Genomic DNA, 14,216 nt, shown 5'->3' on the forward strand with positions numbered 1-14,216 from the left:
CGCCGGGAGGGGATCGATCCGCCCCACCCACCCCCACCGGCAGGCAGCCGCCGACGAGACGTCGGGAGGGGGACGATCCGGGGGTGCCCCCGCAGGAATGCGCTTGCCAGTCCCTCACCAACACCGGATGAGGGCGAACGCGCATTCCGAGGAGGTACCCCCGGAGTGGCCCCCGACCCCACCCCCGCACGGGGCGCGCGATGCCCCGCCGGGTGACACCAGGGGCTGCGTGGGGGTGCCCCCAGGCGAAGCTATGGGGGAGAACTGCGCGACCAGCCGAGACGGCGCCGCACTCCGTCACCGACCCGAAGGGGCAATTCCGTCCGATCCGGACCACCGGCCGGTGGTGGGCCGGCCGCGGAGTTCCCCGCGCCCCTGAAAACGCTCGCCCCGCGGCGCAGCCGCAACGCAGCCGGAAAACGCTCACCGCACCCCGCAGGGGAAAGTCACCTCCGGGCCGCCCCGCGGACGCCCCCGCGTCAGGTGGGCCCGGGAGGGTGAGCCCGTGGGAAAGGGTTGGCGGGCCGCCGCCGCGCTCGTACCGGCGGCAGCCCTCTGCGGATGGGCGCTCGCGCACCGCGCGCTGCTCGCCACCGGGTGGCGGGACCTCGTCGCGGCGGACCGGACGTGGCTGTTCGGGGCGCTCGCGGCGACCGCGCTCGGGTGGGTCGCCGTCGCCGTCGCACGGCAGGGGACGGTGATGGAGCCGCTGCCCGCAGGGCGGTTGCTCGCGACGCAGTTCGCCGCACAGGCCGCGAACCAGCTCACCCCCGCGGGGATCGGCGCGGGGGCGGTGAACCTCCGGTTCCTGCGCGGCTGCGGCCTTCCGCTGGGCCGTACCTCCGCGGCGCTCGCGCTGTACTCGCTCGCGGAGTCCGTCGCCCGGGTGACACTGCTCGCGACGCTGCTGCTGGCCTTCCCGCACGCGCTGCGCGTGCACGGGCTGGTGCCGACGGGCGGCACCGTCGTGGTGGTCGTCGCGGCGACGGCCACCGCCGCCGTGCTCGCCGCGGCCACGGCCGTGGCCGTACGCCCGCTGCGGCGGCTGCTGCGCGGCTTCCTGGCCACCGCGCTGGCCGACGCGCGCTCGCTGCACACACGGCCCGCGCGGGCGCTGGCGCTGTGGGGCGGGTCACTGGCCTTCCCGGCGCTCCAGGCGGCCGCGCTGGTCGCCGTGGCGCACGCCCTCGCGCTGCCCGTACCGGCCGCGCACGTGGCCATCGCGTACCTGGCCGCGACGTGCCTCGCGGCGGGCGTGCCGACGCCCGGCGGCATGGGCTCGGTGGACGCGGCGCTCGGCGTGGCGCTGGTCGGCGCGGGGGCGCCGGCCGCGACGGCGACCTCGGCCGTGCTGGGCTACCGGATCATCACCGCGTGGCTCCCGGCGCTGCCCGCCGCGTTCGTGCTGGGCGCGCTGGTGCGGCGGAAGGTCGTATAAAAGCGTATGGCGCCCGCGCGCGCGTCCCCCGAAAGCGTGCCCGACTGTTGACAGCACAGGTTTATCGGCAATACTGCCCGCCGTGGAGCAGCGCACAGGTTCGATCACACCGGCGATACACCCCGCAGGGACCGATCCGGCATTCGTGCCAGGTCTCCTGCCCCCGCGTTCCGACGCGGCCGAGGAATCGGCCCCGGAAGCGGCCGACACGGACGCGGCGGAGGACAGCGCGGCGCCGGCGGCGGAGGACGCCTCCGTGAGCGCCGAAGCCGCGCCCGAGGCAGCGGCGGAGGCGCCAGAGAAGGCGCCCGAGGCCGAGGCCGAGGACGCCGCCGAAGGCGACGAGGAGGACGAGGAGCCGGAGCGCGGCGAGCCGCTGTTCGAGGTCTCGGACCGCCGCGCCACGATCCTCGCCGACAAGGTCGGCATCATCTTCCGCCTCGACGAGGAGGAGGCGGACTTCACCTGGGACGAGATCGGCGCCGTCGAGATCGACACGCCACGCTTCGGCAAGCGGTTCAAGGTGACCGTCTACACCGGCCCCCGCCGGTGGTTCGAGGCGCACGTCGACGCGAAGTCCCGGAGCCTGCTCAAGACCTGGACGGCCGAGCTGGACGCCGTCCTCGACGAGCACTTCGAGGACCCGGACACCAAGGACGAGGCCGCGGAGGCCGAGGCCGAAGAGGCCGAGGCGACCGAGGCCCCGGAGACGGTGGCGGATTCCGCGGAGTCCCCCGGGACCACGGAAGCCGAAGCCGACGCCGACGCCGACGCCAAGACCGACGCCGAGACCGAGGCGGCCGACAAGTCCGAGGACACCACCGAGGCCGAGGCCGAGACCGACGCCGAGCCCGCGGCCGACGAAGCCCCCGCCCCCGAAGCCCTCTCCGCCCTCAAGGCCGACAAGCCCCTCAAGCCGGGCAAGCCCGCCGGCAAGGCGGCAGGCAAGGCGGCAGGCAAACCCGCGGGCAAGACCGGCACCAAGCCCGCCGCCAAGCCCAGCGGCAAGCGCAACGCATGAACCACCGCCGTCCGGCAAGCCCGGACGGCGTCAAGACCCCTCCCGTACGCGTTAAGAAGGCGTATGGAAAGCCCGTGCGGCTCCCCATGAGGCGCGCGGGCACCGCACTCTGACCGAGGCTTCCCTACGCGCCGCGGCCCAACGGCCCGCGGCGCGTACGGTGGCGCGCACGGTCGACGGCGACCAGACTGCGTAAATGACCAGGTCATCGGCTCGATGGCCCGCCTCACCACGCCCTGTCGCCCCACGACGGCGCTGCACCTCTAGGAGCCCGGTCACCATGTCCACCACCGTCGGGGCGAAGGACCAGGACGCGCACCCGCACCGGACCCGCCTGCGCGCCTGGATGCTCGAAGGCCTGTCCGACATGGCCAGGGACGAGCAGCCCGCGGCCAGGAGGAACGGCGGCCAGGACGGCCGGGACCGCAAGCCCCGCCCCGCCGCGGAGAAGGCGCCCGAGGCCCACGGCCAGCGCTGGTGGCGCGTCATGTGCCTCACCGGCGTGGACTACTTCTCCACCCTCGGCTACCAGCCGGGCATCGCCGCCCTCGCGGCCGGCCTGCTCTCCCCCATTGCGACCGTCGTCCTCGTCATCGTGACGCTCGCGGGCGCGCTGCCCGTCTACCGCCGGGTGGCGGAGGAGAGCCCGCACGGCGCGGGCTCGATCGCGATGCTGGAGCGCCTGCTGTCGTTCTGGAAGGGCAAGCTCTTCGTGCTCGCCCTGCTGGGCTTCGCGGCGACGGACTTCCTGATCACCATCACCCTCTCGGCGGCGGACGCCTCCACCCACCTGGTGGAGAACCCGCACTTCTCCTCGGCCCTGCACAGCCACCAGATGCTCATCACGCTCGTCCTGGTGGCCCTGCTGGGCGCGGTCTTCCTCAAGGGCTTCCTGGAGGCGGTCAGCGTCGCGGTCGTCCTGGTCGGCGTCTACCTGGCGCTGAACGTCGTGGTGGTCGTGAACGGCCTGTGGCACGTGATCACCGCCGGGCACCTGGTCACGGACTGGACGAGCGGGCTGACGGCCGAGCGCGGCAACGTCTTCGTCATGATCGGCGTCTCGCTGCTGATCTTCCCCAAGCTCGCGCTCGGCCTGTCCGGCTTCGAGACCGGTGTCGCGGTCATGCCGCACGTGCAGGGCGACCCGGACGACACCGAGGACCGCCCGGCCGGGCGGATCCGGGACACCAAGAAGCTGCTGACGACGGCCGCGCTGATCATGAGCGCGTTCCTGATCACCACGAGCTTCATCACCACCGTCCTGATCCCGAAGGACGACTTCAAGACGGGCGGCCCGGCGAACGGCCGCGCGCTGGCGTATCTCGCGCACGAGAACCTGGGCTCCGGCTTCGGCACGGTCTACGACTTCTCGACGATCGCGATCCTGTGGTTCGCGGGCGCCTCCGCGATGGCGGGCCTGCTCAACCTCATGCCGCGCTTCCTGCCCCGCTACGGCATGGCGCCGCACTGGGCGCGCGCGGTGCGGCCGATGGTGCTGGTCTTCACGCTCGTGGCGTTCCTGGTCACGTGGATCTTCGACGCGAACGTCGACAAGCAGGGCGGCGCGTACGCGACGGGCGTGCTGGTGCTCATCAGCTCCGCGGCCATCGCGGTGACGATCGCGGCCCGGCGGGCGGGGCAGCGGGGCTGGACGTGGATCTTCGGGATCATCGCGCTGGTCTTCCTCTACACGACGGTCGTCAACGTCACCGAGCGGCCCGACGGTGTGAAGATCGGTGCGTGCTTCATCGCCGGGATCATGCTGGTGTCGTTCCTGTCCCGGCTCGCGCGCGCCTTCGAGCTGCGTGTCACGAGCGTGGAGCTGGACCCGCTCGCCGAGCGCTTCGTCCGCGACATCGCGACCCGCAAGGTGCGCTTCGTCGCGAACGAGCCGGGGCTGCGGGACGCCACCGAATACCGCGAGAAGCTGCAGCAGATCCGGCTGGACAACGACATCCCCGCCGAGGACGACTTCGTGGTGGTGGAGGTGACGGTGAAGGACGCGTCGGAGTTCGAGTCGGCGCTGAGCGTGCACGGGCAGGTGATGCACGGCCGCTACCGGGTGCTGTCGCTGGAGAGCGCGTCGGTGGCGAACGCGCTGGCCGCGCTGCTGCTGCACGTACGGGACGTCACCGGCTGCAAGCCGCACATCTACTTCGAGTGGACCGAGGGCAGCCCGTTCGCGAACTTCCTGCGCTTCTTCCTCTTCGGCCACGGCGAGGTCGCGCCCGTCACCCGCGAGGTGCTGCGCGAGGCCGAGCCTGACCGCTCCCGCCGCCCCCGCGTCCACGTGGGCTGATCCGCCAGGCCCGCCACGTCCCGCGCGTCCGCGGCCGCCAGCAGGTCCCGTACGGCGCCCGCGTCGGCGGCGGGCAGCAGGCCCGCGGTGTGCGAGCGGCGCAGCCCCGCGTCCAGCTCGTGGCGCAGCAGCGGGCACTCGGCGAGCAGGCAGGCATCCAGCTCGGCGCGCCGCCCGGCGGTGTCGCGCAGCAGCACCCGGCGTGCGGTGTGCCCTTCGACGCGGGCGGCGGCCAGCCGGTCCAGCCGCACCCGGCGGGTCCGCAGCGGGGTGCGTACGGTCAGCACGCCGCCGCCCGCGGTGATCCGCGGCGGGGCCAGTACGGCGAAGAGCACGGCGGCGGCCACCGCCCACAGCAGCGCGGCCGGCGGCGTGAGCGCACCGGTGACGGCGCCGAGGGCGAGGGCCGCGGCGAGCATGCCGCCGGAGACGGCCGCTGCGAGCCGCAGCCGGGCGGGCCGGTCGCGGTCGAGGCCGCGCACCGGTCCCGCGCCGCGCCCGGGGGAGGAGGGGCGGCGGACCGTCGGGGGAAGGTATCCGCGCTGCACACCTACGACGCTAGGCACTGCGTGGCCGGTCCGGGCGCCCGTTGACACCCCCCTGACGGCGCCCGCGCCCGTCCTGACGTTTTCCATACGCCCCCCGCCAAGGGCTCGCGTATGCCGCGCTGGCCGGCGAACCAGGGGCGCGTGGGGGCACCTCCCGGCGAAGCCCGGGGAAGAACTGCGCGACCGGCCCCCCGCCAGGGGCTCGCGCCCGCCGCGCGACCCGGCTCCCGGCGGGGCCGAGCCGCGATGGCCCCACCCCCGCCGGAGGCGCTCAGCTCCAGCCGTACAGCTCCTTGAGCCGGTTCACGACGATGTTGAAGCGGCCGCGGTCCAGCGCGCAGGCCTCGCGGCGCATGCCCTGCTCGTGGAGGCGCAGGACGCGGTCGACGTCGATCCAGGAGTCGCGGCCCTCGCGGTCCCAGGGGCCGGCGCCTATCCCGATCCACTCGCGGTCGTGGTCGTGGCGCTTGCTGGAGAGCCGGACGGCGAGCAGCGTGCCGGCCGCCTCGCGGGCCACGACGAGGACGGGCCGGTCCTTGCCGCGGCCGTCGTTCTCCTCGTAGGGCACCCAGGTCCAGACGATCTCGCCCGGGTCGGGGTCGCCGTCGTGGACCGGGGCGTATTCGGTACGCACCCGGCCCACGTCCTTCGGATCCGCCTGCGTGGTGCGGTAGGGGCCACTGGCTCCGGGGAATTCGGCGTGGCTGTCGCTGTGGGTAAAGGTCGTCACCCGCATGACCGTATCCGCCGCGCCGCGGCCCCGTCACGGCCCCCGGCGGGAGCCGCACCTCATCCGCACACGCTCATCCGCACACGCTCACCAGCGCCCGTGCACCTGCGCCCGGATCCGCCGGTCGTACAGCTCGCGCACCCCGTCCAGCACCGGCTGCGGCAGCGCGGGCAGCTCGGCCGCGGCGGCGTTCGCGCGGGCCTGCTCGACGTTGCGGGCGCCGGGGATGACGGATGTGACGCCGGGCTGCTGGACGATCCAGCGCAGCGCCGTCTGCGCGGGGGTCGCGCCCTCGGGGGCGAGCGCGGCGAACTCCACCGCGGCCTCCAGGCCCGTCTCGTAGTCGACGCCGGAGAAGGTCTCGCCCTGGTCGAAGGCCTCGCCGTGCCGGTTGTAGGCGCGGTGGTCGTCCGCGGCGAAGACCGTCTCGCGGGTGTACTTGCCACTGAGCAGGCCGGAGGCGAGCGGGACGCGCGCGATGATGCCGACGCCCGCGGCGGCCGCCGCGGGCAGCACCTTCTCCAGCGGCTTGAGCCGGAAGGGGTTGAAGATGATCTGCACGCTGGCCACGCCCGGCCGGGCGATCGCGGCGAGCGCCTCGTCGCACGTCTCGACGCTGACCGCGTACGCGGCGATGCGCTGCTCCTCGACGAGCGTGTCGAGCGCGTCGTAGAGGGCGTCGGAGGTGTAGACGGCGGTGGGCGGGCAGTGCAGCTGCACCAGGTCGAGGGTGTCGACGCCGAGGTTGGCGCGCGAGCGGTCGTTCCAGGCGCGGAAGTTGGCGAGGCTGTAGTTCTCCGGGAGCTGGTCGAGGCGGCGGCCCATCTTCGTCGCGACGAAGATCCCGGCGTCCGGGCGCTCCTTGAGGTAGCGGCCGATGAGCTGCTCGCTGCGGCCGTCGCCGTAGACGTCGGCGGTGTCGAAGAAGGTGACGCCCGACTCGACGGCGGCGTCCAGCACCGCGAGGGCGTCGGCCTCCTTGACGTCGCCCCAGTCGGCGCCGAGCTGCCACGTCCCGAGGCCGACGACGGAGACGGGTCGGCCGGTCCTGCCCAGTACACGCTGTTCCATGCCAGCGATGCTACGTCGCCGCCCGCGCCGCGCCCCCCGGCCCCGCCCGCCCGTGCGGCAGGCGGCGCCGGGGGGCGGGTCCTCAGCGCGGGAGCGAGGCCAGCGCCCTGTTCAGGTCCAGGACGTTGACGCGCGGCACACCGAGGAAGCCGAGGTCGCGGCCGTGCACATGGTCGGCGACCAGGTCGTGCACCACTGCCGGGGCCAGGCCGCGGGCCTTCGCGACCCGGTCGGCCTGCTCGTACGCGTACGCGGGCGAGATGTCCGGGTCGAGGCCGGAGCCGGAGGCGGTCAGGGCGTCCGCGGGAACGTCCTTCGGGTCGACCCCGTCGAAGGCCGCGACGTCCTTGCGGCGCTGCTCGATCGCCTTGACCAGGCCGGGGTCGTTGGGCCCGAGGTTCGACGCGCCCGACGCCAGCGGGTCGTACGAGCCGGCCGAGGGGCGCGGCTGGAAGAACTCCGGGTCGGGGCGCGGGGCCTCGTTCGGGTCGTCCGGGTTCTTCTTGGGCAGGTCGAAGGTCTGGCCCAGCAGGCTGGACCCGACGGTCTTCCCGTCCTGCCGCACGACCGAGCCGTTGGCCTGGTGGTGGAAGGCGGCCTGTGCGACGCCGGTGACGGCGAGCGGGTAGATCACGCCGGTGATCACGGTGAGCACCAGCAGCATCCGCAGCGCGGCGAGGTGCCGGCGGACGGGGGCGGGGAGGTGGTTGGCCATGGTGTGTGTCTCCTTTCCGTGCGGGGTCCGCCGGTCAGCGCAGTCCGGGGACGAACTGGACGACCAGGTCGATGACCTTGATGCCGACGAAGGGCAGGACGAGTCCGCCGAGCCCGTAGATCCGGATGTTGCGGCCCAGCAGCGCCCCTGCCGACGACGGGCGGTAGCGCACGCCGCGCAGCGCGAGCGGGATCAGCGCGATGATGATCAGCGCGTTGAAGATGATCGCGGAGGCGATCGCCGACGTCGGGCTGTGCAGCCGCATGATGTTGAGCGTGTCCAGGCCCGGGTAGGCGATCGCGAACATCGCGGGGATGATCGCGAAGTATTTGGCCACGTCGTTGGCGATCGAGAAGGTCGTGAGCGCGCCGCGGGTGATGAGCAGCTGCTTGCCGATCTCCACGATCTCGATGAGCTTGGTGGGGTTGGAGTCCAGGTCCACCATGTTCCCGGCCTCCTTGGCGGCCGAGGTGCCGGTGTTCATGGCCACGCCGACGTCGGCCTGGGCGAGCGCGGGCGCGTCGTTCGTACCGTCGCCGGTCATCGCGACGAGCTTGCCGCCCGCCTGCTCGCGGCGGATGAGGGCCATCTTGTCCTCGGGCGTGGCCTCGGCGAGGAAGTCGTCGACGCCCGCCTCCTCGGCGATGGCCTTGGCCGTCAGCGGGTTGTCGCCCGTGATCATCACCGTGCGGATGCCCATCGCCCGCAGCTCGTCGAAGCGCTCGCGCATGCCCGCCTTGACGACGTCCTTGAGGTGGACGACGCCCAGCACGACCGCGCTGGTGCCGCCACCGGTGTGGTGGACGACCTCGCCGACGACCAGCGGGGTGCCGCCGCTCGCCGAGATCGCGTCGGTCATCGGGCCGACCTGGTCGGTCGGGTGGCCGCCGTTCTCCCGGATCCAGTGCATGACGGCGCCGGCCGCGCCCTTGCGCAGCTCGCGCCGGTCGCCGTCCTCGACGAGGTTGACGCCGCTCATCCGGCTCTGCGCGGTGAAGGGCACGAACTCGGCCCGGCTGCCCAGCTCGCGGCCGCGCAGCCCGTGCTTGTCCTTGGCCAGCACGACGATGGAGCGGCCCTCGGGCGTCTCGTCGGACAGCGAGGCGAGCTGCGCGGCGTCCGCGAGCTCCTCGGCAGAGACCCCGCCGACCGGCAGGAATTCCGCCGCCTGGCGGTTGCCGAGCGTGATGGTGCCGGTCTTGTCGAGCAGCAGCGTGTTGACGTCGCCGGCCGCCTCGACCGCGCGCCCCGACATCGCGAGGACGTTGCGCTGCACCAGCCGGTCCATGCCGGCGATGCCGATCGCGGACAGCAGCGCGCCGATCGTCGTCGGGATGAGCGCCACGACCAGCGCGACCAGCACCACGAGCGACTGCTCCGCCCCGGCGTAGATCGCCATCGGCTGGAGGGTGACGACGGCCAGCAGGAAGACCACGGTGAGCGAGGCGAGCAGGATGTTCAGCGCGATCTCGTTCGGCGTCTTCTGCCGGGCGGCGCCCTCCACCAGGGCGATCATCCGGTCGATGAACGTCTCGCCGGGCTTGGAGGTGATCTTCACGACGATCCGGTCCGAGAGCACCTTCGTCCCGCCGGTGACCGCGGACCGGTCGCCGCCGGACTCGCGGATGACGGGCGCGGACTCGCCGGTGATCGCCGACTCGTCGACCGAGGCGATGCCCTCGACGACGTCGCCGTCACCGGGGACGATCTGCCCCGCCTCGACGACCACGTGGTCGCCCAGGCGCAGGTTCGCCGCCGGGACGCCCTCCTCCTCCAGGGAGGTGGCGCCGTGCCGCCAGCCGGTCAGCCGGCGGGCGACCGTCTCGGTCCTGGTCTTGCGCAGCGTCTCGGCCTGCGCCTTGCCGCGGCCCTCTGCGACGGCCTCGGCGAGGTTGGCGAAGATCACCGTCAGCCACAGCCACACGGTGATCACCCACGCGAAGACGCCCGGGTCCTTGATCGCCGAGTAGGTGGTCAGCACCGCGCCGACCTCGACGACGAACATGACGGGGTTCTTCACCATGACCCGCGGGTCGAGCTTGCGGGCCGCGTCGGGCAGCGACACCAGCAGCTGCCCGGGGTCCAGCAGCCCGCCCGATATGCGGTGGGACTCCGGCGGGGCTGACGGCTTCGGCGAGCCGCCGGACGGGACCGGCTGCTGCCGGTCGGTGGACAGGGACATCAGTGCAGACCTTCCGCGAGCGGACCCAGCGCGAGCGCCGGGAAGTAGGTGAGGCCCACGACGATCACGATGACGCCGGTGAGCAGGCCGACGAACTGCGGCCGGTGGGTGGGCAGCGTGCCCGCGGTGACGGGGACCGGCTGCTGTTTCGCCAGCGAGCCGGCCAGCGCGAGGACGAAGATCATCGGCAGGAAGCGGCCGAAGAGCATCGCCAGGCCCAGCGCGGTGTTGTACCAGTGCGTGTTCACGCCGATGCCCGCGAAGGCCGAGCCGTTGTTGTTGGCCGCGGACGTGAACGCGTACAGCACCTCGGAGAAGCCGTGCGGGCCCGTGTTGAGCATCGAGGCCCGCTCGCCCTTGAGCGACATCGCCGCGCCGGTGCCGATCAGGACGATCGCCGGGGTCGCCAGGATGTAGAGGGAGGCGAACTTCATCTCGCGGGCCCCGAGCTTCTTGCCCAGGTACTCCGGGGTCCGGCCGACCATCAGCCCGGCCACGAAGACCGCGACGATCGCGAGGACGAGGATGCCGTACAGGCCCGAGCCGGTGCCGCCGGGCGCGATCTCGCCCAGCATCATGTTGAAGATCGTCATCCCGCCGCCGCCGGGCGAGAAGGAGTCGTGGAAGGAGTTCACCGCGCCGGTCGAGGTCAGCGTGGTGGAGGCGGCGAAGAGGGCCGAGGCCCAGATCCCGAACCGCTGCTCCTTGCCCTCCAGCATCCCGCCCGCGGTGTGGCCCGCGGTGCTGCTGACGCTGTGCAGCTCGTTGACGGTGATGAGGGCGACGGAGGTGGCCCAGATCAGGCCCATGACGGCGAGGACGGCGTAGCCCTGCCGGTTGTCGCCGACCATCCTGCCGAAGGTGCGCGGCAGCGAGAAGGAGATCACCAGCAGGAGGTAGATCTCCAGGATGTTGCTGGTCCCGTCGGGGTTCTCGAAGGGGTGGGCGGCGTTGGCGTTGTAGAAGCCGCCGCCGTTGGTGCCCAGCTCCTTGATGACCTCCTGCGAGGCCACCGGCCCGCCGGTGAGCGACTGCTTGTCGCCGACCAGCGTGCCGATCTCGTGGATGCCGTGGAAGTTCTGCACCGCGCCCAGCGCGACCAGCACGATCGCGAAGACGAACGCCATCGGCACCAGCAGCCGTACGACGATCCGGGTGAGGTCCACCCAGAAGTTCCCGATCCGGTCGGTGCGCTTGCGGGTGAAGCCGCGGATGAGCGCGGCCACCACGGCGATGCCGACGGCCGCGGACACGAAGTTCTGCACCGCGAGCCCGGCCATCTGGACCAGGTGGCCCATCGTGACCTCGCCGCTGTACGACTGCCAGTTGGTGTTGGTGACGAAGGAGGCCGCGGTGTTGAACGCCTGGTCGGCCTTGACCGGCGGGAAGCCCAGCGACAGCAGCAGGTGGTTCTGCAGCCGCTGCATCCCGTAGAGGAGGAGCAGCGAGACCGCCGAGAAGGCGAGCACGCTGCGCAGGTACGCGCCCCACTGCTGGTCCGCCTCGGGGTCCACGCCGCCGAGGCGGTACAGGCCCTTCTCGACCGCGAGGTGCTTGCCCGTGGTGAGGAGGCGGGCCATGTAGTCGCCCAGCGGACGGTAGGTGAGGGCGAGGGCCGCGATCAGGACGGTGATCTGGAGCCAGCCCGCAAGGGTGTCGTTCATCTAGAACTTCTCCGGAAAGACCAGGGCCAGCACGAGGTAGCCGAGCACGGCGCAGGCGACGACGAGCCCGATGACGTTGTCTGCGCTCACAGCCGCCCGACCCCCTTGGCGACAAGCGCGAGCACGGCGAAGACCGCGATCGTCACGGCGATGAATACGAGATCGGACATTTTCCGCGGCACCCCAGGTGGTGGCAGTCGTGATGACGGCCGAGGACGGCACAGGGGCCCCGGCCGGGGCCCCGCCCATACGGTCGCCCCGCCGCCGGGCGCGAAGCCGTTCGTTGACGCTTCCCTTGCGCGGGCGGCGGCGCCATTGACGTGCTCTTGACGCTTCGCGCGCCGGGTGGGGGCGCGGGAGGGGGTTTGCGGGTCCTCGGGCCCGGCGTACCCTCGTAGTGCGACCAAAGTGTCGCTAACCGGGCATATGCGCACGGGCGGAGGTGCGGCGATGACGCCATTCGGAGGTCGGCGCGGACCGGTACGGGACCCGCTGGACGAGGGGTACGGGGGGCCCGGCGCGGAGGATGCCGCTGCCGCGGGCCCCGTCCCCGTGGATCCCGCCGCCGACCCGGAGGCCGCTCACCGGCAGGCGCTGGTGCTCAGCGAGGTCTCCGCCGAGGGGGCGGTGGGGCTGTTCCGCGTACTACGCCGGGCCGCCTCCGGCGACGAGGACGCCGCGTCCGTGCCCGTGTCGGCGCTGCTGCGGGCGATCCCCGGGATGACGCTGCTCGACTCGCACGACTTCCTGCTGCGCGCCCACATCCCGCCGCCCGCACTCGCGGGCACGCTCACGGCGGGGCAGCGGGTGGCCCTGGTCTACGTGGTGGACGGGACACACGTGGCGCCGCAGACCGCGTAGCCCCCGTCCGCGGGGCTCAGGCCCGTGGGGCTCAGGGCCTCAGGCCCAGGTCATGTCGATCTGGCGTTCGAAATTGACGTATCCGGCGCGCTCGAAGGCCTTCGCCATGGGGACGTTGCCGAGGTCCGTGGACGCGCGGATCCGCGGGACGTCCTGCTCGTCCTGATCGGCCAGGACGCGGGTGCCCTCGGCGAGGACCTCGTCGATGTAGCCCTTGCCGCGGTGGGCGGGCAGCACGGCGATGTACGCGATGATCGGGTTGTACGCGTTGCGGGCCGGGATGACGAACCCGACCGGCTCGCCGCTGTCCGGCAGCGTCGCCACCCGCCACCACGCGCGCGGTGACGCGTACCGCTCCAGCTCGTCGTCGTACTGCTGCTCCGCGGCCTGCGCCGCCGTCATCCGCGTCAGGTCGTCGCGGCTGTGCGCGTCCAGCGTCCCGTCGAGCACCTGCGTCATGAGGCCGACGAGTTCGGCCCGGTCCCGCACCTCGCGGAAGGCGAGCCGCCCGCTCGGCTCCGGGACGGGCGTCCCGCGCCGCCACTCCAGCCGCAGCCGTTCGACGAAGAGCCGCCCGCCGGTACGCTCGACGATGCCCATCCGGTCCTCGACGCCCGGCCGGACCGCCGCGTCCTCCCGCCAGTCCGGCGGCACGAAGCGCGTGTACCCGGGGCGCCGCGTCCCCTCCGGCAGCACGGCCGCCCCGGCCGTCTCCAGCAGCCGCACCCCGGTCCCGGCGTCCTCCCCCTCGGCGAGGTCCAGGATGTCCAGGAACATCGGCGCGTCCCCCGCCGCCCGCGCCCACCAGGCCAGCCGGGCGACCAGCTCCCCGTCCCGCAGGACGACCCACATCCACTCCGGCCGCCGCCGCCCGGCGGCGAGGTCGTCGGCCAGCTCGCGGTTGAGGACGTAGGGCAGCCGGGAGAAGAGGCCGAGTTCGTCGGCCCCGCTGATGGCGCGCAAGGTGAGATCGTTCACCCCCGGTTGACGATCAGCGACCCTCGCAGAGTTCCCGGTCCACCAGCGCACTCATGGCCGCCTGGGTGCCGGGGCCGCCGTCGCTGCTCGTGTACACCACCGCGCTGCGCGCCCCGTCCCGGGTGACACCGCCCCACGTGTGGTAGCCGACACCTCCCGCTGCAACGCGCTCCGCCCGTCCGGAGCCGCCTCCCCCTCGCCCCGGGCGGGGTTGGCCCCAGGGAATTCGATTGCCACCGCCCCACCCTGCGCGCCCATACTCGACGGCGCCGACCGGTCCCTCGACCGAGCGCCAGGACCCGCGCCCCCGCGTGGTGACGACCAGGAGGGTCCGAACGTGTCCCTGACCGATCTCCACACCGGCTTCCGCGACGCGGAACAGCAGCGGCGCGTCCGCCGGGTCATCCACGACCGTCTCGCGGACGACCGCGAGCAGCAGGACTGCCGCTTCCTGATGCGCTTCTGGTGGCAGCTGGGCATGCCCTACCAGGAGGTCTCGACGGACGAGCTCAGGCGCAACCTCAGCAGCCCGAAGTTGGCCGTGGTCGAGGCGCTGATACGCGCCGTCCGGTCCTCCCACGCCGAGATCGACGCCTGGATCGACACCACGGAGCGCGCTTTCCCGGTGGCCGAGGACCGCGGTTTCGCGGCGGCCCAGGATGCGGCGTGCGAGCACCCCGCCGGCGCCCCGTGAACCGCCCGCCCGGAC

Annotated in this window: 12 protein-coding genes; 5 read left to right on the forward strand and 7 right to left on the reverse strand. The window is 73.0% G+C overall.

All coding sequences use genetic code 11. From position 1 onward, the window contains the following. Positions 1-505: 505 nt before the first annotated feature. The 3 genes from IH54_RS0127785 (at position 506) to IH54_RS0127795 (ending at position 4,758) form a co-directional block, all read left to right on the forward strand. A complete protein-coding gene (locus IH54_RS0127785) occupies positions 506-1,438 on the forward strand; it encodes a lysylphosphatidylglycerol synthase transmembrane domain-containing protein (RefSeq protein WP_031521940.1) in 933 nt (310 codons plus the stop codon). Positions 1,439-1,694: 256 nt separating this feature from the next. After that, entirely contained in the window at positions 1,695-2,459 is a 765-nt protein-coding gene (locus tag IH54_RS47125; protein ID WP_234343934.1) for a hypothetical protein, read from the forward strand. A 280-nt stretch (positions 2,460-2,739) separates the two neighbouring features. Then, on the forward strand, positions 2,740-4,758 hold the full coding sequence (locus IH54_RS0127795; RefSeq protein ID WP_031521944.1) for an APC family permease: 2,019 nt from the start codon (positions 2,740-2,742) through the stop codon (positions 4,756-4,758). A gap of 819 nt (positions 4,759-5,577) precedes the next feature. On the opposite strand, the gene IH54_RS0127805 is transcribed toward IH54_RS0127795, so the two are convergent. From IH54_RS0127805 to IH54_RS44770, 6 genes are all read right to left on the reverse strand, one after another. Beyond that, on the reverse strand, positions 5,578-6,042 hold the full coding sequence (locus IH54_RS0127805; RefSeq protein ID WP_052397943.1) for a type II toxin-antitoxin system PemK/MazF family toxin: 465 nt from the start codon (positions 6,040-6,042) through the stop codon (positions 5,578-5,580). 81 nt (positions 6,043-6,123) lie between these two features. Beyond that, on the reverse strand, positions 6,124-7,107 hold the full coding sequence (locus IH54_RS0127810; protein WP_031521951.1) for an aldo/keto reductase: 984 nt from the start codon (positions 7,105-7,107) through the stop codon (positions 6,124-6,126). Positions 7,108-7,189: 82 nt separating this feature from the next. After that, on the reverse strand, positions 7,190-7,822 hold the full coding sequence (gene kdpC / locus IH54_RS0127815; RefSeq protein WP_031521953.1) for a potassium-transporting ATPase subunit KdpC: 633 nt from the start codon (positions 7,820-7,822) through the stop codon (positions 7,190-7,192). Positions 7,823-7,856: 34 nt separating this feature from the next. Next, positions 7,857-10,004 (reverse strand): potassium-transporting ATPase subunit KdpB, encoded by a 2,148-nt coding sequence (gene kdpB / locus IH54_RS0127820; RefSeq protein ID WP_031521956.1) that lies wholly within the window; start codon positions 10,002-10,004, stop codon positions 7,857-7,859. Next, positions 10,004-11,668, reverse strand: coding sequence for a potassium-transporting ATPase subunit KdpA (kdpA, locus tag IH54_RS0127825; protein ID WP_031521960.1), 1,665 nt, complete (start codon positions 11,666-11,668; stop codon positions 10,004-10,006). Before kdpA ends, kdpB begins: the two co-directional genes overlap by 1 nt. Continuing rightward, positions 11,669-11,758, reverse strand: a complete 90-nt coding sequence (locus IH54_RS44770; protein WP_043182496.1) for a potassium-transporting ATPase subunit F — start codon at positions 11,756-11,758, stop codon at positions 11,669-11,671. It abuts the gene before it with no gap. Between the two features lie 360 nt (positions 11,759-12,118). Here IH54_RS44770 and IH54_RS0127840 point away from each other — a divergent pair, with 360 nt between their 5' ends. Then, entirely contained in the window at positions 12,119-12,529 is a 411-nt protein-coding gene (locus IH54_RS0127840; RefSeq protein WP_159012091.1) for a hypothetical protein, read from the forward strand. A gap of 39 nt (positions 12,530-12,568) precedes the next feature. Here IH54_RS0127840 and IH54_RS0127845 read toward each other — a convergent pair whose 3' ends face one another. Further along, the gene (locus IH54_RS0127845) at positions 12,569-13,492 is read right to left on the reverse strand and encodes a GNAT family N-acetyltransferase (protein WP_078862591.1); all 924 of its coding nucleotides are present in this window, start codon (positions 13,490-13,492) and stop codon (positions 12,569-12,571) included. Between the two features lie 352 nt (positions 13,493-13,844). Here IH54_RS0127845 and IH54_RS0127855 point away from each other — a divergent pair, with 352 nt between their 5' ends. Then, on the forward strand, positions 13,845-14,201 hold the full coding sequence (locus tag IH54_RS0127855) for a hypothetical protein (protein WP_031521966.1): 357 nt from the start codon (positions 13,845-13,847) through the stop codon (positions 14,199-14,201). Positions 14,202-14,216 lie beyond the last annotated feature (15 nt).

Source organism: Streptomyces sp. NRRL F-5123, assembly GCF_000721495.1.
Taxonomy (GTDB): Bacteria; Actinomycetota; Actinomycetes; order Streptomycetales; family Streptomycetaceae; genus Actinacidiphila.

Bases quoted from the DNA above. Each gene is read 5' to 3' on its own strand.
- kdpC (WP_031521953.1), bottom strand. From the start codon at position 7,822: ATGGCCAACCACCTCCCCGCCCCCGTCCGCCGGCACCTCGCCGCGCTG.
- IH54_RS0127840 (WP_159012091.1), top strand. From the start codon at position 12,119: ATGACGCCATTCGGAGGTCGGCGCGGACCGGTACGGGACCCGCTGGAC.
- IH54_RS0127805 (WP_052397943.1), bottom strand. From the start codon at position 6,042: ATGCGGGTGACGACCTTTACCCACAGCGACAGCCACGCCGAATTCCCC.
- kdpB (WP_031521956.1), bottom strand. From the start codon at position 10,004: ATGTCCCTGTCCACCGACCGGCAGCAGCCGGTCCCGTCCGGCGGCTCG.
- IH54_RS0127795 (WP_031521944.1), top strand. From the start codon at position 2,740: ATGTCCACCACCGTCGGGGCGAAGGACCAGGACGCGCACCCGCACCGG.
- kdpA (WP_031521960.1), bottom strand. From the start codon at position 11,668: ATGAACGACACCCTTGCGGGCTGGCTCCAGATCACCGTCCTGATCGCG.
- IH54_RS0127810 (WP_031521951.1), bottom strand. From the start codon at position 7,107: ATGGAACAGCGTGTACTGGGCAGGACCGGCCGACCCGTCTCCGTCGTC.